The following is a 21,218-nucleotide window of genomic DNA, read 5'->3' as shown; positions in this document are numbered from 1 at the left end:
TCATTAATTTCAAAGAGTTTGCACATCCGTTGCAAAAGGTTTGCGACCCAGTCGACGAAAGGCGCCGGGGGTCTGACCAGTCAGACGACGAAAGCGGTTGGCAAAGTTGGCCCCATCGCTGTAACCGACCCGGGCCGCCAGCTCGCCAAGTGGCCAGTTGGTATAGAGCAGCAGCTGGCGCGCCTTGTTCATTCTGAGCTCGGTCACCCTCGCCATCGGCCCCATACCGAACGCTTGCTGACAGAGGCGATGCAGATGGGGCACCGAGCAGGCCATCTGCCGGGCCAGCAGGGCGACACTCCAGGGTTCGTCCAGGCGCGCCTCCACCCGGCGAAACAGTGCCTGCAATCTGAGTTCAGGGGTGCCGCGTACCTCCCCTTGCAGGGTGCGCTCCAGCAGCGCCAGCAACAGGCTGAGCAGTTGAGGTTGCAGCGGGGAGCGAACCCCTTCCCCCTGCATCAGGCTGAGCAGATGGTAGAGCTGATCGCCGCCATCCCCTTGCCAGATACGGTGCCCAAGACGATGCAGGTGCTGCCAGCGCGACACGTCATCGAGCAAAATCCAGCTGATCTGCCAGCTTTCGCCAATCAGCTTGAGACCACCGGGCACGGCGGCGGGCAGGAAAATCAGTGACCCGGCCGGAATGGCTTGCTCACCCTCGTCGGTGAGCAGCGCGCCCCCCTCATCGTGACTCACCATCAGGATGTGAAACTCGGGGCGATTGCGACGGATGAGGTAGTGATCCCGCACCCGTGAGAGGCCGGTCAGGAAGATCCCAGCCTCGCCGAGCAGGGGCAGCCCTTCACGTCCCAGCATCTGCTCTTCACAGGCTGGCGCTATCTCCAGACACTCGCTGGCAAATGGCATAACACCTCAACAGGATAGTTTTACACAAGAAAATCGAGAGCTACTCACAGTGAGAAGAGCCTCGTCAGCCCCTATCATACCCCTGACAAACCTTGCTTTTCTCATACCCGGTTAACAACTATGAATTATTGGCAAGCGATTTTAAAACAAACCACCGATCGCGAGTTCATGACCCGATTGTGGCGGCTGGCCCTGCCTGTCTCGCTGCAATCCATGATGTTCTCCCTGCTCGGCCTCATCGATATCATGATGGTGAGCCAGCTTGGCACCACGGCTGTGGCGGCGGTCGGCTTGGGTAACCGGGTCTTCTTCTTCAATCTGCTGGTGATAGCGGGCCTCGCGGGCGGGGTCTCGGTATTGGCAGCACAATACTTCGGGCGCGGGGAGATGGCCGGGGTGCGCCGCTCCCTGGCGCTGGCCATAGTGGGCGCCCTGCTGGTCACCCTGCCCTTTGCCTTCATCTATGTGTTATCACCGGGCAGCGTGCTGGGTTTTGCCAGTCAGGATCCGGCGCTGCGGGCACTGGCGGATCAATTCTTGATGATCACCGGCGCCACCATCCTCTGTACCGCTATCGTAGTGCCGCTGGAATCAGCCCTGCGCTCGGTCGGCAATGCCGCCGCGCCGACCCGCATCGGCATTATCGCTATCATCGCCAACGTCATCCTCAACTACGCCCTTATCTTCGGTCACTTCGGCTTCGAGGCGATGGGGGTGGCCGGCTCGGCCTGGGGCACCACCATTTCCCGGCTGCTGCAGACAGCCCTGCTGCTGCTCTACGTAAAGCGTTATGAGGCGCGCCTGATCCCGCGCGCACCAGACTGGCTGGCCGCCTTCAAGCGCAAGGAGGTGGTGCGCTTTACCCTGATCGCCCTGCCGCTGCTGTTCCATGACGGCCTCTGGGCCTTCGGCATGCTGATTTACGGCTTTCTCTACGCCCATCTTGGCACCGATTCGCTGGCCATCATGACCACCCTCGGCACCCTGGAGAGCATCCTGATCTCCCTCTTCTTCGGACTGGCGGTGGCCTGCTCCACCCTGCTCGGCCACCGGCTCGGGGCCGAGGAGTACGAGGTCGCCTGGCAGCACTCCCAGCTGTTCCTGCTGCTGGCACCGATTGGCGCGCTGCTGGTGGGGATCATCGTCTGGCTGCTGCAAGCCAACCTGCTGCAGTGGGTCGGCAACCTGCCCCCCGATCTGATGACGGAAGCGGGACAGGTGCTCGGCATCATGTGCCTCGGGATGCTGCTCAAGGTGTTCAACATGGTGGGGATCATCGGAGTGCTGCGCTCTGGCGGCGATGTGAACTACAGCATCTTCATCGACATCGTCGGCATGTGGTGCATCGGCATCCCGCTCGCCTGGGTGGCGGTCACGCTGCTCGGCTGGCCCCTCTCCTGGGTGGTGGCGGTGGTCTTGCTGGAGGAGCTCAGCAAGGTATTGCTGGTGCAGCGCCGTATTCGCCAACGCTGCTGGTTGAAGAATCTGGTGATCGGATAAACAGCCACAAATCGGGGTCATATCAATGACAGAAAAACCCTGTTTGCAGTATGCTGGGCGCCTCTTCAATCAGAGGCAGGGATCCACGGTTTCCCTGTCCAGTAGTCGTTTAAGGAGACGAGCATGCAACCACAGAAAGAGCTGATCACCGAGACGGCCCTGCTTGAGATGGCCAACAAGATCATCAAAGAGCATGAAGACTTCATCCACGGTATGCGCGCCGATTCGGTGGAGCAGAAGGGGGATATTCTGGTGTTCAAGGGGGAGTATTTCCTGGCCGAAGATGGTACCCCGACCGGCAAGACCATGGCGGTCTTCAACATGTTCAAGCTGCTGGCCCAGCAGCTCTCCGGCAAGTACAAGCTGGCCTGATCGCACCAGCTCATTGCCAACAGGATGCCGCCCTCAGGCGGCATCTGTTTTTGCGCGGTTCTGCCCCTCGACCACCACGCAGTTGCGTCCCGCCATCTTGGCTTGATAGAGGCACTCGTCGGCACGGTTGATCAGAATATCGATGGTGTCATCACAACGGGCCATGGCAATCCCGATACTCACCGTCACCTCCAGCAATTCGTCCGAGGTGGGGCTCTTCACCAGCCGCGCCTCGACAGCAATGCGCAGCCGCTCGGCCATTTTGCTCGCCAGCGCCGGATCGGCGCAGTTGTGCATCAGGATGGCAAACTCTTCGCCGCCATAACGCCCCAGCACCATGTCAGGCTCCAGCTGCTCCCCCAGGGTGGTAGCCACCTCCTTGAGCACCGCATCCCCCGCCAGATGGCCGTAGATATCGTTGATCCGCTTGAAGCGATCGAGATCCAGCAGCATCACCGCAAAGGGCTTCTTCTTGAGTTGCAGCCGGATTCTGGCCTGCTCCAGCTGCTTCATCAGCAGGCGGCGGTTCATCATGCCGGTCAGCTCATCGGTGGTCGATTCCCGATAGAGCCGCAGCAGCATGTTGAGTTGGCCGCACTGCACCCAGCAACTGGCCATGGTAAACATGCCGAGCACCCACACCTGATTCAGGGTGGCCTGACTCCAGATGCTCTGGCCCACCAGCAGCCAGTGGCCCAGCAGCATGGTCACCAGTACCACGCCTGCCAGTTGCAAGCCGAGGGAGAGGGGGATGGGGAAGATGGCAAACAGGGTGATCAGCAGATAGGGGAAAGCCGCATAGCCCGCCTGCAACTCCTGTCCCGCGCCAAAGCTGTTCAGGCAGAAGAGGGAGAAGAGCATCATCACGGCCATCAGATAGCCAAGGGCCAGCTTCATCCGTTCCCGCTTGAAGTGGATGAGGTACGAGAGCGGAATAAGTGGCGAGAGCGCCAGGGTGCAGAAGATCCTGGCCTGAAACAGCTGCTCAAAATGAACGGCGGGCAAAGTCAGCCAATCCACCACGGCCCAGGCGGGCAATCCGAGCATCAGCAAGCAGGTCAGCAGGCGCAAACGCACCGTCATAAAGCCCATGCGAGTACGAGTAAAGTCTTCGGAGTGAACCCTCGCACTCCAGAACTCTGACAACTTGAGCATCCAGAGTCTCCACGATGAATACTGAGGGCTCATTCTACACCTACAAAGTGGTAAAATTGTTATTAGCGGGGAGAATAAAAAGGAGAGGTCGGTCACACAAACCGACAGATGATAATCGCAGCGCGCAAACGTTTCAACCCATCAAAAAATAAACCTTTTTTTGCATAATTAGCGCTGGTCAGCCTCATTTCAATCACTACAATAGCGCCCAATTTTCTCCCCCTCCCCACACAATTCGAGGTACTTATGGAACAGGCTGCTGTCACACGCGCCAATCGAGAGGCACATCCCCCCAGGCGAGCCCATAGCGAACTGGTCTATGGCATAGAGGATGTCCCGCCTCTGCCCCAGACGCTGTTCGCCGCCCTGCAGCATATGCTCGCCATGTTTGTCGCCATCATTACCCCGCCCCTGATTATCGCCAATGCCCTCGGCCTCCCTGCCGCCGACACCCGTTATATCGTCTCCATGTCGCTGGTCATGTCCGGCATCGCCTCCTTCATTCAAACCCGCCGCTTCGGCCCCATCGGTTCCGGCCTGCTCTCGGTGCAAGGTACCAGCTTCAACTTCCTCGGCCCCATCATCGCCTCCGGTCTCGCCCTCAAACAGGCGGCCATACCCACCGAGGATCTGCTGGGCACATTGTTTGGCACCATGATGGTTGCCGCACTCACTATCGTGGTGATGAGCCGCTTCCTCCATCTGGTGAAACGGATCATCACCCCGCTGGTCACCGGCATAGTGGTGCTGCTGATCGGTCTGACCCTGATCAAAGTGGGCCTGATCAGCATGGGCGGCGGCTATGCAGCCCTCTCTGATGGCAGCTTCGCCAGCCACACCAACCTCTTCCTCTCCCTGCTGGTGCTCGGCCTGATCGTGTTGCTGCAGCGCAGTCGCAACCCCTGGCTGCGTCTCTCCGCCATCATGATCGCCATGCTAGCGGGCTATGCCGTGGCGCTGTTGCTGGGCAAAGTGAGCGCCCCCACCTTCGACGGCCCGCTGGTGATGGTGCCCATTCCGCTTCACTACGGTCTCGGCTTTGACTGGCAGCTGTTCGTGCCGCTCGCCATCATCTTCGTGGTGACGGCGCTCGAAGCGATCGGCGACATGACCGCCACCTCGGATATCTCCGGCGAGCCACTGGAAGGGCCTGTCTATATGGAGCGGATCAAAGGCGGCGTGCTGGCCGATGGCGCCAACTCCATGCTGGCGGCAGTTTTCTCCACCTTCCCCATGTCCACCTTCGCCCAGAATAACGGCGTCATCCAGCTGACCGGCGTCGCCAGCCGTCACGTCGGGCTCTTTATCGCCGCCATGCTGGTGCTGCTTGGCCTGTTCCCGGCGGTCGCCAGTCTGGTGCAGCAGATCCCCGAGCCCGTGCTGGGCGGAGCTACCATCGTCATGTTCGGCACCATCGCCGCCGCTGGCGTGCGCATCATTGCCCGCGAGGAGCTGGATCGCCGCGCCCTGATGATCCTGGCGGTGTCGCTGGCCATGGGGCTGGGAGTCGCGCAGGTGCCGGAAGTGCTGCAACACCTGCCGGAGCTGGCCAAGAGCGTGCTCTCCTACGGCGTCGCCACCGGTGGCATTACCGCCATCGTGCTCAACCTGCTGCTGCCCAAGCGCGAAGCGCGTCACTCCTGAGACACAGCCTACCGATAGCAAACAGCCCCGCACTTGCGGGGCTTTACCTTGCCTGTCGCCACGGGTAGTGTGCTGGGCAGCCTTTTTTGAGGATGCCGCCATGCCCTATCCCCTGCTCTCTCCCCTCCCCGATACCGCTTCACCCGCACAGATACTGGCGCAAGAGCAGTGCTGGTTGCGCGACTGTGCCCATGACGGCCAGCCCCGCGCTCACCTGTGGCAGGCGCCCCAATGCCTGATTGTCACTCGCAAAGATACCCGCCTCCCCCGTTACGAAACCGCCTGCCAGCAACTTGCAGATGAAGGCTGGCCGGTACATGTGCGCGACAGCGGTGGCACCGCCGTGCCCCACGGGGCGGGCATTCTCAACCTCTCCCTGCTGCTGCCCCGCACCACTACAGATCTCGCCCACTACTACCGGCTGCTGGGGGCCCCGCTGCTGACCCTATTGGCGGAGTACGGACTTGAGGGAAGCTATGACTTTGTGCCCGGATCCTTTTGCGATGGTCAGTACAATCTGGTGATCGGGGGACGCAAGATCACCGGCACTGCCCAGCGCTGGCTGGCGCCGGGACAGGATCACCAGGGCGCCGTGCTGGCACAAGCCATGCTGCTGGTGGCGGGTGATGTGGATGAGGGAACCAGAATGGCGAGCCGCTTCTACGAGCTGGCGGGCGGCGAGCTGCGTTTTATGGCGGGAACCTCCATTACGCTGGCAAGCTGCATCGATTGGCGCGGTAGCGATCAGGCACTGGTGGATAAGGTGCGAGCTCGTCTGGATAGCCTGCTGAGCGAGGGGCTATCCCCCTCATTCTGACCTTATCCCGAAGGGAGAGGGAAAGTCCCCATCCAGAGACACGGCGCACAAAAAAGCCACGACCGGAGTCGTGGCTTGTTCTTTTCAAGGGGAGCGTGAAACGGGCTGAGGCGTTCAGGCCGTCTGCGGCTCCGGCTCGGCTTCGCTATCCAGATCCCGGCTAAAGTAGGCGCGGGTCTCGGCGATCACCACATGGCGCAGGCCAATCAGGCCGATGAGGTTGGGCACCGCCATCAGGCCGTTAACGATATCGGCCAGCAGCCAAATCATGTCCAGATGGAGGAAAGCACCGCTCGCCACCAGCGCCAGATAGACCAGACGATAGGGCTTGATTGCCTTAACCCCGAACAGGTATTCGGTGCAGCGCTCGCCGTAGTAGTTCCAGCCAAGGATGGTGGTAAAGGCGAAGAACAGCAGGCCGATGCTCACCAGATACTGGCCGACATGGGCATCCAGCCCCTGGGCAAAAGCCAGACTGGTCATGGCCGCGCCGCTTGCATCGCCGCTCCACACGCCGGTCACCACCAGGGTCAGGCCGGTCATGGTGCAGATGATGATGGTGTCGATGAAGGTACCTGTCATGGAGACCAGCCCCTGCTCCACGCAGGAATCGGTCTTGGCCGCCGCCGCCGCGATGGGTGCAGAGCCCAACCCTGACTCGTTGGAGAAGACCCCGCGCGCCACCCCGGACTGAATGGCCAGCAGGATGCTGGCACCGACGAAGCCGCCGGTCGCCGCATGGCCGGTGAAGGCACTCTCGATAACCAGCATGACGGCATCGGGCAAGGCGCTGGCGTTGTTCACCAGCACACCCAGACAGGCGACGATGTAGAAGATGGCCATGAAGGGCACCACCTTGCTCGACACGCTGGAGATGGATTTGATCCCTCCCAGGGTCACCAGCGCCACGATCAGGGTCAGCACCACGGCGGTCGCTTCACGGGGCACCGAGAAGGAGAGGCTCATGGCGTCGGAGATGGCATTGACCTGCGGGAAGGTACCGATCCCGAAGAAAGCCACGCCGATGCCGAACAGGGCAAACAGCTTGGCGAGTGGCTTGGAGCCGAACCCCTTCTCCAGATAGTACATGGGGCCGCCAGCCATCTGGCCGTTGGCATCCTGCTCGCGATACTTCACCGCCAGCAGACACTCGGCGTACTTGGTGGCCATGCCGAACAGCGCCGCCATCCACATCCAGAACAGGGCACCGGGGCCGCCGAGCTTGATGGCGGTAGCCACCCCGACGATGTTGCCGGTACCAATGGTGGCAGAGAGGGCGGTACAGAGGGCGCCGAAGCTGGAGACATCCCCCTGCTTGCCCTGCCCCTGATCGCGACCAAAAACCAGCCGCAGCGCGAGTGGCAAGCGCACGACCTGAAGCAGACCCAGACGCAGGGTGAGATAGATACCGGTCCCGACCAGCAGGATCAGCAGGGGCGGCCCCCAGATAAAGCTATCGATGGCGGTTAACGCCGATTGAATTGATGACATGCATCCTCCTTAAGAAACAGAAATTAAGGAGGAGAAGGATGATCTTCCCATAGGTGTCGCGATCGGCCAGAGGCGATCGGATGCGGGCCAAGCCCAGGTACAACCATCCCATCCCCTCTGTCCTTTTGCCTGAGAGTTTCCGGCGCCAGCCTGCCCTTGCGGGTAGTCATGGTGCCTTGCTCCTTCGGCGCCCGATTTAACGGGTCTCTCCAGAGTATCGTCCAGTAGCAGTCCACACCGGTTGCCCGGTACCTGAAAGATTCACTTCTTCGGTGGATGGTTGCCCATCGCTCTCCTGCTACCTTCATCCGAACTAGTTTGGATTAGGAAGTCGGCATGTTAATCCAAAAAATGTGAGCTGTCTCGCACTTGGCCGTCCCCATTTATATTTTTTTAGTGACCGCCAAAACCGCGGCAAGAATGTTAAATGTTAGTTAACTATCAACAAGTTAGGCTCTCACGGATCAAATGTGGCCCAAACGGGAAAAATGGCGGATAGAGAACAGTGATCCCTCTCGTTTCGCCAAGAAAATCTTGCCGACATATCCAATCAAAATGCTTGCACACAGAATCAATAAGCCGATAATCCGCTGCATAACCAAGCACTTTGTTATCAATTTATGCACTGTGTTCGGTTGGTCCCACCGGACCGCTCGCCTGACCCGGCCGTCGCCGGTTCAATCGCATATGGCTTGGGCATATCACGCCCCCTAAGGATGACCAAAAGAGAATGAACGAGACCCTGGTTGCAAAAGATGTGGTCGCACAAGATTACCGTCAGCTGGTTGAACAATTCGGCTCCCCCCTGCTGCTGCTCGACAAGGCAGCCGTCCGCAAACAGTATCGGGCACTGGCAGCCGCCCTGCCCGATGTACGATTGCACTATGCACTCAAACCCCTGCCCCATGAGGCGGTGGTCTCTGTCTTGAAGGAAGAGGGGGCCTGTTTCGATCTGGCCACCAATGGCGAAGTGGATCTGGTGCGCAGTCAGGGGGTTCGCCCGGGACGTTGCATTCATACCCATCCCATCAAGCGCGACAGCGATATCCGTTACGCGCTGGAGTTCGGCTGCACCGTGTTTGTCTACGACAACCCGCTGGAGCTGGAAAAGTTCATTCCCTACAAGGACGAAGTGAAACTGCTGCTGCGGGTCAGCTTCCCGAACCCCGAGACCAAGGTCGACCTCTCCAAGAAGTTCGGCTGCACTCCGGAGCAGGCGCTGCCGCTGCTGCAACTGGCCCACGCCAAGGGGATCAAGGTGATGGGGCTGTCGTTCCACGTTGGCTCGCAAGTGCCTCATGCCCGTCGCCATGTGCAGGCCATCGACGCCTGCCGCGAGATCATGGAGCAGGCCTGGGCGCTCGGGCTCAAGCCCTGGGTGCTGGATATCGGCGGCGGTTTCCCGGTGGATTATGAGGGGGGCGAGTTCGATATCGACGGCTTCTGCGCGCCGATCCGCGAAGCGCTGGCCAAGTTGCCCGCTACCGTGCAGAAGATTGCCGAACCGGGCCGCTTTATCAGCGCGCCGGCCATGACTTCGGTTTCAAGCGTTATGGGCAAGGCCCACCGCGGCGACAAGATCTGGTACTACCTGGATGACGGTCTCTACGGCAGCTACAACGGCCAGCTCTATGACCACGTCACCTATCCGGTGAGCACGCCTTATGCCAGCGGCGAGCAACACAACTCGGTGCTCTCCGGCCCGACCTGCGACAGCGTGGATGTGATCCGCGATGGTATCATGCTGCCGGACTTGGCTATCGGCGAACTGGTGGTTGGCAAGGTAATGGGCGCCTACACCTGGGCCTCGGCCTCCACCTTCAACTTCTTCCCCAAGGCCAGCATCCTCATTCTGGACAGCAGTCAGAAGGGGCAGAAGCTGGTGGCAGTAGCCTGAGCACACCGCTCGCCAACAGGTTCACTGGGCAAAAACAAGAGGGGGAAGCGTGAGCTTCCCCCTCTCTCATTTCACCAACCCCTATCAGATAAACTGACTGGTCAGCAGCCAGCCGGTATAGGCAACGAAGCAGGTGAGCAGCACGCCCCCCTCCAGCCGGTTGATGCGGCCCTGCCCCTTGCGGCCCAGACACATCACCAGCAGCAGCAGGGTCAGCCCCATCATGATGCTCCAGTCACGGGTGAGCACCTCCGGCGCCACATCGAGCGGGTGGATGCCCGCCGCGATCCCCACCACCGCCAGGGTGTTGAACAGGTTGGAGCCGAGCACGTTGCCAAGGGCCAGATCATGCTCGTTCTTGCGAATGGCGATTAGGGACGAGGCCAGCTCTGGCAGGGAGGTTCCCACCGCGACTATGGTGAGGCCAATCACCAGATCGCTGATACCAAGCGCCTGAGCGATGGTCACCGCCCCCCAGACCAGCAGACGGGAAGCACCGATCAGCAGCACCAGCCCTACCACCAGCCAGAAGATGGCGCTCTTGAGGGACATCCCCTCGCTCTCGATATCCTCGGCTGTCTCGGTATCCAGCGCATCTCCCTTGCCATTCATGCCAGCCCAGATGGACCACCCCATCAGGGCAACGAAGACGGCCCCCAGAATGACCGCATCCATCCGGCCCAGATGCCCATCGATCAGCAGGGCACCGGAGAGCAGGGTAATACCAAGCAGGATCGGGATCTCCTTGCGCACAACCTGAGAGGCCACCGCGATAGGACTGATCAGTGCCGTCAGACCCAGGATCAGCGCGATATTGGTGATGTTGGAGCCATAGGCATTACCAAGCGCCAACCCGGGATTGCCCTGGGACGCCGCCAGTGCCGAGACCACCATCTCCGGGGCCGAGGTACCAAAACCGATGATCACCATGCCGATCAGCAGCGGCGGCATCCCCGCATAACGGGCAGTGGCGGCGGCACCGTCGACAAACTTGTCTGCACTCCAGACCAGCAGCGCCAGTCCGGCAATCAGGGCAACAAAAGCCAGGGTCATAGGATCTTCATCTCTTGTGATCTGCAACGAAGCGCCAGCCCAAACGGGCAGGCACCATGGGAAAGTGGCGCCAGTGTAGCTGTGCCACCTCCCATTTCAAGGGGAAATCAAACCGTGATTAACATTTCACAGTGCAGCCAGCAGGCTCGCGGCATCGGAGACCTCAAACTTGCCCGGCGCCTCCACAAACAGCTGCTCGACCACACCATCGTTGGCGATCAACGCAAAGCGCTGGGCACGGATGCCGCCAAAGGCGCCGGTATCCTTGGCCAGATCCAGCGCCCGGGTCCAGCTGCCATCGCCATCCGCCAGCATGGTGATCGCCTCGGCATTCTGGGCCGTCTGCCAGGCCCGCATCACGAAAGCATCGTTGACCGACAGACAACAGATGGCATCCACCCCTTTGGCCATAAACTGATCGGCCAGCACCACATAACCGGGCAGATGAGCATTGGAGCAGGTGGGAGTAAAGGCGCCGGGTACCGCAAACAGCACCACTTTTTTACCGGCGAACAGCGTCTGGCTATCCCGCAGCTGCTTGCCCTCGGCGGTGATAAAGGTAAATTCGCCCGCAGGCAGGGGGTGTCCTACAGCAATCATGATTTCTCGTCCTGAGTCGTGATGGGAAGTCGCCAGTTTATCCCAGAGTGACGATGCCGCCTAACAGCGGCTCTGAGCCTGACCATGGATAGCGGCAGGCATTTTCCCCTTGGGCAGACTACTCTTGAGCTGGTTTCACGGCGCCAGGAGGCCCCATGCAACACTATTACGATGGTCTGGAAATTCGTCCCCCCACCATGCGTGAACAGCAGCAACTGGACCAGCTCAATCATCAGCTTACCCATGTCAGTCAATACTGCGCCGGTTACTCCAGCGCCTATCGCCAGTGCCGCCTCGAGGATCTGGCAGAGCTGGCCACCCTGCCACTGCTCGACAGCAAAGAACTCTTTGCCGCCCAGCAGGCTCATCCCCCCTTTGCCGGTCTCACCGGCCGCCCCGCCAGTCAGGCGTTGCGGGTCTTCTCCTGTCCGGGCCAGCTGGCCATCCCCGAGTATGCGGGTGCAGACTGGTGGGGCGCCGCCCGGGCGCTGTTTGCCGCCGGCTTCAAGGCGGGGGAAGTGATGCTCAACGGCCACGACTATCACGCTGGCCCCACCGCCTTTATCTTCGATAACGGCGCCCGCCAGCTGGGGGCTCCAGTGGTACCCTGCGGCCCCCATGATACCCAGCGCCAGCTGGAGGCACTGCTGCGCTATCAACCCACCGGCTACGTCGGCCCGCTGGTGACCCTGCTCGACCTGCTGGAAGCGGCCGAGGCGGCGGAGATCCCGAGCGACTCGCTGCGCCGCGCCCTATTGTGCGAAGCCACCCATCCCGAAACCGCGCCGCTGCGCGCCATTCACGGCATTGCGGCCCTCAACTGTCTGGTATGGCAGGATGTGGGGGTGGTGGCCTACGAGAGTCAGCCCGGTCAGGGCTTTATCGTCAACGAGAGTTGCATCGTCGAAATCATCGATCCCGCCAGCGGCAATCCCGTGAGTGGCGATGAAACAGGCCAGCTGGTGGTGACCCGGCTCGATCTGGAGTATCCGCTGCTGCGGCTAGCCACCGACTGGCAAGGTCACTGGCTCGCCAAGCCGAGCGCTTGCGGGCGCACCAACCGACGCCTCAAGCTGGTGTAGCAGGCCAAGTCAATGCACAAATGCAAACGGGCAGCCATCAGGCTGCCCGTCTTGTCTCTGGAGAAGAAAATATATGAAGTTGGTCAGCGCCTTGCCTGCCAGGTGGCGATGGCGAGCAGGGAGTCGGGGGTAAATTCGCTGGCGCGCTCGGCAATCTCGGCCAGGCTCATCCAGTGCACCGCGCTCACCTCTTCGGCCTGCAACTGCAGCGGCCCCTGATAACGGCAACTGAAGAGGCCGCCCCAAACCCGGTAGCCTTCCCCTTCAGCATAAAAGCTGCCAAAGCCCTGCAGTGGAATATCCATAATCCCCAGCTCTTCGGCCAGCTCGCGGCGGGCGGAGCGCTCCATCTCCTCACCGGTGGTGACCACGCCACCGGCGCAGGCATCCAGCATACCGGGGCAGAAATCCTTGCTGAGGGTGCGTCGCTGCACCAGGATCCGATCCGCGTCGTCGAGCACCAGAATATAGCTGGCGCGATGGCAGAGATTCTCCCGCCGCACCTTGGCTCGCTCGGCCACGCCAATCACCCGGTTATCCTCGTCCACCACATCAACCCATTCCACGCACAGGCCCTTTTATTTGTTCCATTCAAGCCCGCAGTATATCGGTGCGGTGGTTTGCCATGGCACAACTTTTTCGATGATGCCGTCAATTTGCCGAGCCCACAGGCAAAATAAGGATTCACACAAATCTTTATAAACCGTCATATCAGTGTCATCGACCGACACCATAGTGTGCCCTGTCCAGGCAATCAGGGAACCGTGTGATGAAGGTATTCAAGCAGTTATCCCTACGGCAGATCGCTCGCTACATCAAGAGCTTTCATCGAGGCTATTTTGCCATCGAGTCGCTGGGGACATTTGAATTCAACGCAGGCAGGATCAGCCTCCATGGCCTGACCTGCCGCCAGCGGCTAAGACTGGCTCGCCAGATCAATCTGGCGGTCAGACAACTTGGTCACCACAACCCCTTGCCGGACATGTGAGTCAAAGGGTCTTGCCCTACTGTCTGTTGTGCATCCATGCTTTGCCCGCCGGCTACTCGCCGCGCGGGCCGTTTTCGATATCGGTAATGATGCCGTTGCGCACCGTCACAAAGCGCATGAACTCGTTCTTGCCGAGGTTGTAGGTCCAGCGTTCACCATATTTGACCTGCACCATGTTGCCAAACTGGTTCTCCTCGTTGCGGTTGAGCTCTTCACGCAACATCGGCTCGCCGCACTTGAGCAGCATTTCGGCGGTGCTGTCACCCTCGCTGATCAGGGCGTTCTTGCAGCGCATGGCATCGGCACTGGCCGGAATGCTCAGCAGCAACAGAGCAAGCCCCGCTACATTCTTCATCTTATTGCTCATCGGGTTCTCCATATCCTCTCTAATGAGTCGCAGTATGCCTGTTCCCGTTTCTGAAACAACCAGTCAATGGCGCAAAAAAGCCGCCCTTTTCTGCTCTCCAACCTGCTGACCGCGACAAATACTGTCTATCACATAACCCAAAAACAAACGGCGACCCGAGGGTCGCCGTTTGCATCAAGCCAGCAGGATCACAGGATGTCCAGCAGCTCGACTTCAAATACCAGTGCAGAGTAAGGCGGGATAGAGCCCGCGCCACGGGCACCGTAGGCCAGATCGTGGGGGATGTAGAGCTTCCACTTGGAACCAACCGGCATCAGCTGCAGCGCTTCAACCCAGCCAGCGATCACGCCGGTCACCGGGAATTCAGCCGGCTGGCCGCGAGCAACGGAGCTGTCGAATACACCACCGTGGGTAAAGGTACCGTGGTAGTGCACACGCACGGACTGACCGGCTACCGGAACGGCACCGTTGCCTTCTACCAGCACTTCGTACTGCAGACCGGAGTCAGTCACCTTCACTTCAGCGCGCTTGGCGTTGTCAGCCAGGAAGGCTTCGCCGTCAGCAGCAGCGGCCTTGGCGGCGGCTTCCTGCTCTTCTTGCATACGCGCAGTGATCACCTGGAAGGCATCATTGATATCGTCACGGCTGACCGCGAACTCCAGACCATTCAGGGCATCTGCCAGACCTTGTTGCAGGGCCGGGATATCCAGACCGGCGAAGGCTTGCTGCGCCAGCTGATCACCCATGTTGCGGCCGATGCCATAGCTGGCCTTCTGTTCGATAGAGTCGTATTGGGACATTGAGATGTTGCTCCAGATCCATGTAGTAAAGAGGCGGGATAATATCAGACTTTTGGCCGGGGTGCTGCCGGGGCGCCCCTGATTTCCCCGTCAGTGGGAGGAACTTCACACAAGATGCGGATGAACGCCGCCCAACGGCGGCGATCTGCTTAACCGCGATCCAGCAAGGCTCTGACCGCGGCCACCTTGGCGCCATCGGTGATATTGACCCGGCCATCATCCGAGGTGCCCATATTCACTCCGTGCGGCACCATGCCGCCGCGCCAGCCCATGCCGGACATATGCACTTCGCTCACCCCGGTGAACTCGATGATGGTACGCACGTTGTCGGCATTGACCCCGGCCCCCGGCATCAGGCTGGCACGCCCCGCCAGCGCCTGCTGCATCTCCTGCAGGGTTTCCAGCCCAGCCAACGCGGTCGGCGCATGGCCCGAGCTCAGAATGCGCTCACAACCGGCAGCGACTATGGTCTCCAGATCGAGGCGCCAGTCGGAGGAGAGGTCGATGGCGCGATGGAAGGTGACCCCCAACGATCCTGCTGCATCCACCAGCTGTTTGAGCTTGGCGGCAGGCACCCGCCCCTCCTCATCCAGCAAACCGACCACCACCCCTTGCAGCCCCGCAGCACGTGCGGCCGCAATATCTTGCAGCATCATCTCGAACTCGCCGTCATTGAAGCAAAAATCCCCGGCACGCGGGCGGATCATGGCATAAACCGGCACGGTGGCATGGCGGGCTGCATGCTGCATAAAACCGTAGGAGGGGGTCAGGCCGCCCAGACCCAGCGCAGAGCAGAGCTCGATGCGATCCGCCCCGGATTGCTGGGCAGTAAACAGGGATTCCAGGTTGTCGATACAGATTTCAAGACGGGTCATGAGGACTCCTTTTTCGTGGAGATCAGACCCCACATCTGATCTCATAGATTGAGCAAGGCTGCGCCGCGCACACCACCGGCACCGCCGAAGCGGGCCTGGCGGATCTCGGGCAGGGCGACCCCGGGCAGCAAGTGGCCGGGCAGACGCAGCGGCAGCTGTTCATAGAGGGCGGGCAGGCCGCTCAGGCCGCCCCCCAATACCACCACCTCGGGATCAATCACCGAAATGGCGGTGGCAAGCCCGGCGGCCATGATCTCCAACCAGCAGTCGACCGTCTCGACCGCATGGGGTTCATGGGCCTCGAAGCGCCCCACAATCTGGTGACCCGTGGCGCGCTGGCCATGGAAATGGTGATAGAGACGCTCCAGACCGGTGCCGGAGGCATAGGTTTCAAAACAGACCAGACGGCCGCAGCCGCAACGGGGACGGGGCAACTCGGGGTACTTCATCAGCATGGTCGCGGGCAATGGGTAGTGACCAATCTCGCCAGCCAGCCAGTTGCGCCCCTGAATAAGCTTGCCCGCCAGATAAACAGCGCCGCCGATGCCGGTACCGATGGTGACGCCGAGCGCACTGCCGGCGCCGTCGGCGGCACCCTGATGCACTTCGGACCAGAGGAAGCAGTTGGCGTCGTTATCCACCTTGACCGGCCGCTCCAGCAGTTCGGCCAGATCTGCGCCCAGATGGCGACCATTGATGGAGGGCAGATTGGCCGCCACTATGCTGTGATCCTGGCTATTGATGACACCGGGAAAACCGATACCGACCGAGCCCCGTGCGCCGAAGCGGGCATCCGCCTGCTCGACCCGGGAGCGGATCAGCTGCTGCAACCCCTCGTAATCGTTGCCCGGGGTGCTCATGCGCTCCTCGTGGCAGAGGTTCAATGCACCGTCATAGACCGCAAAAGCGATCTTGGTGCCACCGATATCAAAGCCGTAATACATGCCAGCACTCCCTTGTCAGCCCGTGTTTATCCAACTCTGTTCCAAGGGGGACATTGTATTAATTCGCAAAAAAAATAAAGTGACCGAAGGCGAAAAACGGGAGAGTGATCAGAGCAAACGGCTCATTTGTCGCTGCAGGCAGGGCTGCCCGAGGCTTATCAGGGTACGCTCCTCGCCATCAAAGACGAAGCCACGGCGCAGGTAGAACCCCTCGCCGATGTGGTTACCATCGAGCAGCCACAATTTGACGCTATGGCAGCCGGCGCGGCGCATCTGCATCGCCACCGCCTGCCACAGCCGTTTGCCATAGCCTTGTCGCCAATGGTCGGGATGGAGGTAAAAGGCGCGGATCAGGGCGCTGCTCTGCCCCGCTTCCTGCTGTGGTTGCCAGTAGAGCAGGCCAATCACCACCTCATCGAGACAAAGCAGCATGGGCCTTGGGCCCGGCTCGGCCAGACGGCTCTGCCAGATCTGCAGATGGGCGGTGACGTCCAGCTGCTCCAGCAGGTCGGCACCGAGCACCTTGCCATAGGCAGCGAGCCAGCTGGCTCGCTGCATCACCGTCATGGCGGCGGCATCGTCGCTGCGCGCCATGCGCAGGCTTATGCCTTGCATTGGGGCACCAGACCGTTGGCGCGGGCCTGCTCATAGAGCGGCAGCACTTGCGCCTGTTGCGCCTGCAACTCGGCGATCCGGTTCTCGTTGCTCGGGTGGGTTGAGAGCAGTTGCGGCGGGGTGTTGCCACCGGCGGCGGCACTCATGTTTTGCCACAGGGGGATCGCCTCGGCCGGATTGAACCCGGCACGCGCCATCAGCTCAAGTCCGAGCCGATCCGCTTCGCTCTCCTGAGTGCGGCCATAGGGGAGCATCACCCCCACCTCGACCCCGAGGCCAAGGGCGGCCATGGTGGCGCCGCGATACTCGCTGGTGCCCATGGCAATGTCGGCGGCCGCCAGACCGATCCCCGCCAGCTGGCTGCGCGAGAGTCGCTCGTTGGAGTGCTGGGCCAGCACATGAGTCAGCTCGTGGCCGATGACGGTCGCCAGCTGATCCTGATTCTTGGCCACCTTGAGCAGGCCACTGTAGACCCCGATCTTGCCGCCGGGCAGGGCGAAGGCGTTGACCTGTTTGGAGTCAAACACCACCACTTCCCAGTTGGTGATGCCATAGCTGGCTGGCACCTGGGCGGTCACAGCCTTGGCAACACAGGAGACATAGGCGTTGAGTTTGGCATCCTTGCTCACCTTCTCCTGCTTCTTCATTTGCTCGAAGGAGTCGGCGCCCAGCTGGTTCATCTGCTGGGGAGAGTAGAGCAGCATCTGGCTGCGGCCGGTCGGCGACTGGGCGCAGGCGACCAGCAGGGAACTACAGAGGGCTACCATGCCAAACTTGGTGAGGGACGCAATCATGAAGGGATCCTTTGCCATAACGTTGCCCTATTCTCGGAAATGCCGCCCTGCTACGCAAGGGAGCCAGCCCTCGGCTGGCGGAAAAATATCCATCCTGCGTTATTAACAAAACTGACAGCCGCCAAAAACAAAACGAGCCCGCTTGGGGCTCGTTTTATCAGGGCATGCTGACTGCCGGTAGTTACATGATACCCAGCTTTTTCAGGTCAGCCTGTACCACCTTGGCCGGCACCGGCACGTAGCCATCTTTGGCAACGATGTTCTGGCCTGCTTTGGAGAGCATCATCTTGACGAACTCTTGCTCCATCGGGGAGAGCGGCTTGTTCGGATGCTTGTTCACGTAAACGTACAGGAAGCGTGACAGCGGATACTTGCCAGTGATGGCGTTATCGGAGGTCGCTTCGATGAAAGTCTTGCCATCTTTGGAGAGCGGTACCGCACGCACGCCGGAGGTGACATAACCGATACCGGAGTAGCCGATGCCGTTCAGGGAGGCAGAGACAGACTGCACCACGGAGGCAGAGCCCGGCTGCTCGTTCACGCCGCTCTTGAAGTCGCCGTTACACAGGGCGTGCTCCTTGAAGTAACCGTAGGTACCGGATACGGAGTTGCGACCGAACAGTTGCAGATCCTTGCTGGACCAGTTGCCGTCCAGACCCAGATCAGACCACTTGGTGGCAGCCTTGGCTTCGCCGCACTTCAGGGTGCTGGAGAAGATGGCGTCGATCTGCGGCATGGTCAGCCCCTTGATGGGGTTGTCCTTGTTGACGAACACCGCCAGGGCATCGACTGCAACGCGGATGGCAGTCGGCTTGTAGCCGTAACGCTTCTCGAATGCTTCCTCTTCACCAGCCTTCATGGCACGGCTCATCGGACCGAACTGGGCAACACCTTCGGTCAGGGCAGTCGGGGCGGTAGAAGAACCGGCGGCCTGGATCTGCACGTTGACGTTGGGGTACAAACGCTTAAATTCTTCGGCCCACAGGGTCATCATGTTGGCCAGGGTGTCCGAGCCGACAGAGGACAGGTTGCCCGAAATGCCGCTGGTCGGTGTGTAATCCGGCAGGTCTTTATCCACACCGGCAGCCAGGGCGCTGACAGAAAACAGGGTTGCTGCGGTGAATCCGATTACACCAGCCAGTTTGTTGAGTTTCATCCAATCTCTCCAAAGTTACAGAAGGTCCGTTCTTAAGACGGCGCCAGTATCTGACCTGGCAGTGACAAATTTATGGATTTAATGTGACACTTTAATGACATGGCGACAGATTTGAACAAATGAAAAGAGGGCCCGTTCAAAGGCCCTCTTTTTGCAGCTAACTCATTGCCATAAAAGACTATTTAATCACCACCATGCGGCTCGGAATGAGAAAGCTGAAGCGGCTGCCAAGGCCAACCCGACTCTCGATATCGAGCTGGCAGTCATGATGACTGAGGGCATGCTTGACGATGGCAAGGCCCAAGCCTGAGCCGCCGGTGTGGCGCGAGCGTGCCTTGTCGACCCGATAGAACCGCTCGGTCAGCCGTGCCAGATGCTCGGGGGCAATCCCCTCCCCTTCATCGCTCACGGCAAACAGCGCCATCGCCCCCTGCTTGCGCCACTCCACGGTAATTTTTCGCCCCGCCGGGGTGTAGTGGATGGCGTTATAGACCAGGTTGGAGACGGCACTGCGCAGCTGCTCCTGATCCCCGCGCACCAGCAGATTCGGCTGCACCACAAATTCGATCTGGTGGGCCCGTTCGCCCGAGAGCGCCCGCGCCTCCTGCTCCAGCAGCCCCAGCATGGCAGGCATGTCCACCAGATGGGAGAGATCCACGGTCGGAGCCGCCTCGATACGGGAGAGGGTGAGCAGCTGATTAACCAGATTATCCATCCGGATGGTCTGCTCCATCATCACCCGATGCGCCTTGGCCCACATGGCGGGCGGGGGCGGCTCCTCGGTCATCTCCAGATAGCCCTTGAGCACGGTCAGCGGGGTGCGCAGCTCGTGGGAGACGTTGGAAACGAAGTGCTTGCGGGTCTTCTCGAGACTGCGCAAACGGGTGACGTCGCGCACCACCAGCATCGCCTGATCCGAGGCGTAGGGCATGATGCGAAACTCGAGAAACTTCTCCTCGTTGACCGGGGAGTGCATCTCGAGGGGCTCGTCATACACCCCCTTGCCCAGATAGGCGTTAAAGGCCGGATTGCGAATGAGGTTGCCGATATGCTGGCCGGCATCCTCCGGCCAGCGAAAACCGAGCAGTTGCTCCGCCAGCCGGTTGCACCAGAGGATGCTGCCATCGGTGCGAAACACCACTGCGGCATCGGGCAGCGCCTCGGCACCTTCCCGGAAGCGGCGGATCAGCCCCGCCAGCTCGCGGCGACGGGCACGGTGACGCTGCTGCAACTTGTAGATACCGTTGAAGATGTACTCCCAACTGCCATTGCCGCTGGGGGGCACCAGGCTGCGGTCGTGCCACAGCCAGTCAGAGAGACGCTTCTGGAAGCGATAGTGCCAGCCCAGATGCAACACGGCCGCCACCAACAGGCAGAGGGCAAGATGATCAATCAACCAGCCAACCAATGCGAAGGGGGCGTAAAAAAACGCCATTCGCCACAACTGTCGCCGCCAGGCGTAAGGTTGCAACATAACTGCCTCTAGAGACGGGTTGAGAAGCGGTATCCGGCTCCACGCACCGTCTGGATCAATCTGTCGTGCCCTGTCTCTTCAATCGCCTTGCGCAGGCGACGAATATGCACATCCACGGTTCTATCCTCGACGTACACATTGGTACCCCAGACATTGTTGAGCAGCTGTTCACGGCTGTAGACCCGCTCGGGGTGAGTCATGAAGAAGTGAAGCAGCTTGAATTCGGTCGGCCCCATGTCGAGCGCCTTCTCTTCGGCACTGACCCGGTGGGAGACAGGATCGAGTTTCAGCCCCTGCACCTCGATCACCTCGTCCACCGAGGTGGGCGACACGCGGCGCATCACCGCATGGAGGCGAGCGGTCAGCTCCTTGGGCGAGAACGGCTTGGTGATGTAGTCGTCAGCACCGGCCTCCAGACCACGCACCTTGTCCTCCTCTTCACCGCGAGCGGTGAGCATCACCACCGGGATCTGGCGCGTCACCTCATCCTGCTTGAGCTGCTTGATAAACTGGATGCCACTGCCGCCCGGCATCATCCAGTCGAGCACGATGAGTTCGGGGTAGGGTTCGCGCACCTTCGCCAGTCCATCGGCGTAATCTTCCGCTTCAATCGTCTCATATCCCTTCTGCTCCAACACGAAGCAGAGCATTTCGCGGATCGGTGCTTCGTCCTCGACCACCAGAATTCGCTTAGCCATTCCCTTCTCTCTCCTCTGTGAAGATGGGT

Annotated in this window: 22 protein-coding genes and 1 riboswitch; of the genes, 7 read left to right on the top strand and 15 right to left on the bottom strand. The window is 60.5% G+C overall.

What is annotated here, in order from left to right; all coding sequences use genetic code 11:
• Window positions 1–9 precede the first annotated feature (9 nt).
• Window positions 10–867: an AraC family transcriptional regulator gene (locus AB5Y97_RS08985; protein ID WP_335827168.1), complete on the bottom strand. Its 858-nt coding sequence runs from the start codon at window positions 865–867 to the stop codon at window positions 10–12.
• Between the two features lie 120 nt (window positions 868–987).
• Between AB5Y97_RS08985 and AB5Y97_RS08980 the strand changes: the two genes are divergently transcribed.
• Together AB5Y97_RS08980 and AB5Y97_RS08975 are read left to right on the top strand one after the other, a co-directional pair.
• Window positions 988–2,367 (top strand): MATE family efflux transporter, encoded by a 1,380-nt coding sequence (locus AB5Y97_RS08980; protein WP_325793875.1) that lies wholly within the window; start codon window positions 988–990, stop codon window positions 2,365–2,367.
• Window positions 2,368–2,490: 123 nt separating this feature from the next.
• On the top strand, window positions 2,491–2,739 hold the full coding sequence (locus AB5Y97_RS08975; protein WP_005338382.1) for a YciN family protein: 249 nt from the start codon (window positions 2,491–2,493) through the stop codon (window positions 2,737–2,739).
• A gap of 33 nt (window positions 2,740–2,772) precedes the next feature.
• Here the strand turns inward: AB5Y97_RS08975 and AB5Y97_RS08970 are convergent, their stop codons facing one another.
• A complete protein-coding gene (locus tag AB5Y97_RS08970; RefSeq protein ID WP_040066714.1) occupies window positions 2,773–3,894 on the bottom strand; it encodes a GGDEF domain-containing protein in 1,122 nt (373 codons plus the stop codon).
• A 246-nt stretch (window positions 3,895–4,140) separates the two neighbouring features.
• Between AB5Y97_RS08970 and AB5Y97_RS08965 the strand changes: the two genes are divergently transcribed.
• Window positions 4,141–5,538 carry a nucleobase:cation symporter-2 family protein gene (locus AB5Y97_RS08965; protein WP_201947478.1) on the top strand — a complete coding sequence of 466 codons (1,398 nt, stop codon included), beginning with the start codon at window positions 4,141–4,143 and terminating at the stop codon, window positions 5,536–5,538.
• 100 nt (window positions 5,539–5,638) lie between these two features.
• Window positions 5,639–6,355 (top strand): protein ligase, encoded by a 717-nt coding sequence (locus AB5Y97_RS08960; RefSeq protein WP_201947476.1) that lies wholly within the window; start codon window positions 5,639–5,641, stop codon window positions 6,353–6,355.
• Between the two features lie 114 nt (window positions 6,356–6,469).
• Here the strand turns inward: AB5Y97_RS08960 and AB5Y97_RS08955 are convergent, their stop codons facing one another.
• Window positions 6,470–7,846, bottom strand: coding sequence for a sodium:alanine symporter family protein (locus AB5Y97_RS08955; protein WP_201947474.1), 1,377 nt, complete (start codon window positions 7,844–7,846; stop codon window positions 6,470–6,472).
• Between the two features lie 107 nt (window positions 7,847–7,953).
• Window positions 7,954–8,069: riboswitch (glycine riboswitch) on the bottom strand.
• Between the two features lie 507 nt (window positions 8,070–8,576).
• Between AB5Y97_RS08955 and AB5Y97_RS08950 the strand changes: the two genes are divergently transcribed.
• A complete protein-coding gene (locus AB5Y97_RS08950) occupies window positions 8,577–9,743 on the top strand; it encodes a type III PLP-dependent enzyme (protein ID WP_043818871.1) in 1,167 nt (388 codons plus the stop codon).
• 84 nt (window positions 9,744–9,827) lie between these two features.
• On the opposite strand, the gene AB5Y97_RS08945 is transcribed toward AB5Y97_RS08950, so the two are convergent.
• Window positions 9,828–10,796, bottom strand: a complete 969-nt coding sequence (locus AB5Y97_RS08945) for a calcium/sodium antiporter (protein ID WP_005343920.1) — start codon at window positions 10,794–10,796, stop codon at window positions 9,828–9,830.
• A gap of 126 nt (window positions 10,797–10,922) precedes the next feature.
• The gene (locus AB5Y97_RS08940) at window positions 10,923–11,396 is read right to left on the bottom strand and encodes a peroxiredoxin (RefSeq protein ID WP_005358893.1); all 474 of its coding nucleotides are present in this window, start codon (window positions 11,394–11,396) and stop codon (window positions 10,923–10,925) included.
• Between the two features lie 155 nt (window positions 11,397–11,551).
• Between AB5Y97_RS08940 and AB5Y97_RS08935 the strand changes: the two genes are divergently transcribed.
• Window positions 11,552–12,478 (top strand): phenylacetate--CoA ligase family protein, encoded by a 927-nt coding sequence (locus AB5Y97_RS08935; protein ID WP_139735652.1) that lies wholly within the window; start codon window positions 11,552–11,554, stop codon window positions 12,476–12,478.
• A gap of 83 nt (window positions 12,479–12,561) precedes the next feature.
• Here AB5Y97_RS08935 and yfcD read toward each other — a convergent pair whose 3' ends face one another.
• Window positions 12,562–13,044 carry an NUDIX hydrolase YfcD gene (gene yfcD, locus AB5Y97_RS08930; RefSeq protein ID WP_201947473.1) on the bottom strand — a complete coding sequence of 161 codons (483 nt, stop codon included), beginning with the start codon at window positions 13,042–13,044 and terminating at the stop codon, window positions 12,562–12,564.
• Window positions 13,045–13,247: 203 nt separating this feature from the next.
• On the opposite strand from yfcD, the gene AB5Y97_RS08925 reads away from it, so the two are divergent.
• The gene (locus AB5Y97_RS08925; protein ID WP_201947471.1) at window positions 13,248–13,466 is read left to right on the top strand and encodes a DUF1107 family protein; all 219 of its coding nucleotides are present in this window, start codon (window positions 13,248–13,250) and stop codon (window positions 13,464–13,466) included.
• Between the two features lie 52 nt (window positions 13,467–13,518).
• Here AB5Y97_RS08925 and AB5Y97_RS08920 read toward each other — a convergent pair whose 3' ends face one another.
• The 9 genes from AB5Y97_RS08920 to phoB all read right to left on the bottom strand — a co-directional run bounded on the left by AB5Y97_RS08920 (window position 13,519) and on the right by phoB (window position 21,189).
• Entirely contained in the window at window positions 13,519–13,833 is a 315-nt protein-coding gene (locus AB5Y97_RS08920; protein WP_368157636.1) for a DUF2845 domain-containing protein, read from the bottom strand.
• A 188-nt stretch (window positions 13,834–14,021) separates the two neighbouring features.
• Entirely contained in the window at window positions 14,022–14,633 is a 612-nt protein-coding gene (locus AB5Y97_RS08915) for an FKBP-type peptidyl-prolyl cis-trans isomerase (protein WP_005338405.1), read from the bottom strand.
• A 149-nt stretch (window positions 14,634–14,782) separates the two neighbouring features.
• Window positions 14,783–15,508 carry a copper homeostasis protein CutC gene (locus tag AB5Y97_RS08910; protein WP_201947467.1) on the bottom strand — a complete coding sequence of 242 codons (726 nt, stop codon included), beginning with the start codon at window positions 15,506–15,508 and terminating at the stop codon, window positions 14,783–14,785.
• A 41-nt stretch (window positions 15,509–15,549) separates the two neighbouring features.
• Entirely contained in the window at window positions 15,550–16,452 is a 903-nt protein-coding gene (locus AB5Y97_RS08905) for an ROK family protein (RefSeq protein WP_005343908.1), read from the bottom strand.
• Window positions 16,453–16,560: 108 nt separating this feature from the next.
• Window positions 16,561–17,067 carry a GNAT family N-acetyltransferase gene (locus AB5Y97_RS08900; RefSeq protein ID WP_058059158.1) on the bottom strand — a complete coding sequence of 169 codons (507 nt, stop codon included), beginning with the start codon at window positions 17,065–17,067 and terminating at the stop codon, window positions 16,561–16,563.
• Window positions 17,055–17,861: a M48 family metallopeptidase gene (locus tag AB5Y97_RS08895; protein WP_005338409.1), complete on the bottom strand. Its 807-nt coding sequence runs from the start codon at window positions 17,859–17,861 to the stop codon at window positions 17,055–17,057. The genes AB5Y97_RS08900 and AB5Y97_RS08895 overlap by 13 nt, the downstream gene beginning before the upstream one ends.
• Window positions 17,862–18,042: 181 nt before the next feature.
• On the bottom strand, window positions 18,043–19,017 hold the full coding sequence (locus AB5Y97_RS08890; protein ID WP_005338411.1) for a PstS family phosphate ABC transporter substrate-binding protein: 975 nt from the start codon (window positions 19,015–19,017) through the stop codon (window positions 18,043–18,045).
• 178 nt (window positions 19,018–19,195) lie between these two features.
• Window positions 19,196–20,491, bottom strand: a complete 1,296-nt coding sequence (gene phoR, locus AB5Y97_RS08885) for a phosphate regulon sensor histidine kinase PhoR (RefSeq protein WP_201947465.1) — start codon at window positions 20,489–20,491, stop codon at window positions 19,196–19,198.
• A gap of 8 nt (window positions 20,492–20,499) precedes the next feature.
• Window positions 20,500–21,189, bottom strand: coding sequence for a phosphate regulon transcriptional regulator PhoB (gene phoB, locus AB5Y97_RS08880; RefSeq protein ID WP_005338414.1), 690 nt, complete (start codon window positions 21,187–21,189; stop codon window positions 20,500–20,502).
• Window positions 21,190–21,218 lie beyond the last annotated feature (29 nt).

The organism is Aeromonas sp. R10-2, assembly GCF_040908445.1.
Classification (GTDB): Bacteria; Pseudomonadota; Gammaproteobacteria; order Enterobacterales; family Aeromonadaceae; genus Aeromonas; species Aeromonas veronii.
The sequence above is the reverse complement of the archived record's forward strand: the minus strand, read 5'-3'. Positions and strand labels throughout refer to the sequence as shown.

What these genes read in the sequence shown, in the direction of transcription:
- AB5Y97_RS08985 (WP_335827168.1), bottom strand. Translation starts at nt 867, where the DNA reads ATGCCATTTGCCAGCGAGTGTCTGGAGATAGCGCCAGCCTGTGAAGAG.
- AB5Y97_RS08980 (WP_325793875.1), top strand. Translation starts at nt 988, where the DNA reads ATGAATTATTGGCAAGCGATTTTAAAACAAACCACCGATCGCGAGTTC.
- AB5Y97_RS08975 (WP_005338382.1), top strand. Translation starts at nt 2,491, where the DNA reads ATGCAACCACAGAAAGAGCTGATCACCGAGACGGCCCTGCTTGAGATG.
- AB5Y97_RS08970 (WP_040066714.1), bottom strand. Translation starts at nt 3,894, where the DNA reads ATGCTCAAGTTGTCAGAGTTCTGGAGTGCGAGGGTTCACTCCGAAGAC.
- AB5Y97_RS08965 (WP_201947478.1), top strand. Translation starts at nt 4,141, where the DNA reads ATGGAACAGGCTGCTGTCACACGCGCCAATCGAGAGGCACATCCCCCC.
- AB5Y97_RS08960 (WP_201947476.1), top strand. Translation starts at nt 5,639, where the DNA reads ATGCCCTATCCCCTGCTCTCTCCCCTCCCCGATACCGCTTCACCCGCA.
- AB5Y97_RS08955 (WP_201947474.1), bottom strand. Translation starts at nt 7,846, where the DNA reads ATGTCATCAATTCAATCGGCGTTAACCGCCATCGATAGCTTTATCTGG.
- AB5Y97_RS08950 (WP_043818871.1), top strand. Translation starts at nt 8,577, where the DNA reads ATGAACGAGACCCTGGTTGCAAAAGATGTGGTCGCACAAGATTACCGT.
- AB5Y97_RS08945 (WP_005343920.1), bottom strand. Translation starts at nt 10,796, where the DNA reads ATGACCCTGGCTTTTGTTGCCCTGATTGCCGGACTGGCGCTGCTGGTC.
- AB5Y97_RS08940 (WP_005358893.1), bottom strand. Translation starts at nt 11,396, where the DNA reads ATGATTGCTGTAGGACACCCCCTGCCTGCGGGCGAATTTACCTTTATC.
- AB5Y97_RS08935 (WP_139735652.1), top strand. Translation starts at nt 11,552, where the DNA reads ATGCAACACTATTACGATGGTCTGGAAATTCGTCCCCCCACCATGCGT.
- AB5Y97_RS08925 (WP_201947471.1), top strand. Translation starts at nt 13,248, where the DNA reads ATGAAGGTATTCAAGCAGTTATCCCTACGGCAGATCGCTCGCTACATC.
- AB5Y97_RS08920 (WP_368157636.1), bottom strand. Translation starts at nt 13,833, where the DNA reads ATGAGCAATAAGATGAAGAATGTAGCGGGGCTTGCTCTGTTGCTGCTG.
- AB5Y97_RS08915 (WP_005338405.1), bottom strand. Translation starts at nt 14,633, where the DNA reads ATGTCCCAATACGACTCTATCGAACAGAAGGCCAGCTATGGCATCGGC.
- AB5Y97_RS08910 (WP_201947467.1), bottom strand. Translation starts at nt 15,508, where the DNA reads ATGACCCGTCTTGAAATCTGTATCGACAACCTGGAATCCCTGTTTACT.
- AB5Y97_RS08905 (WP_005343908.1), bottom strand. Translation starts at nt 16,452, where the DNA reads ATGTATTACGGCTTTGATATCGGTGGCACCAAGATCGCTTTTGCGGTC.
- AB5Y97_RS08900 (WP_058059158.1), bottom strand. Translation starts at nt 17,067, where the DNA reads ATGCAAGGCATAAGCCTGCGCATGGCGCGCAGCGACGATGCCGCCGCC.
- AB5Y97_RS08895 (WP_005338409.1), bottom strand. Translation starts at nt 17,861, where the DNA reads ATGATTGCGTCCCTCACCAAGTTTGGCATGGTAGCCCTCTGTAGTTCC.
- AB5Y97_RS08890 (WP_005338411.1), bottom strand. Translation starts at nt 19,017, where the DNA reads ATGAAACTCAACAAACTGGCTGGTGTAATCGGATTCACCGCAGCAACC.
- phoR (WP_201947465.1), bottom strand. Translation starts at nt 20,491, where the DNA reads ATGTTGCAACCTTACGCCTGGCGGCGACAGTTGTGGCGAATGGCGTTT.
- phoB (WP_005338414.1), bottom strand. Translation starts at nt 21,189, where the DNA reads ATGGCTAAGCGAATTCTGGTGGTCGAGGACGAAGCACCGATCCGCGAA.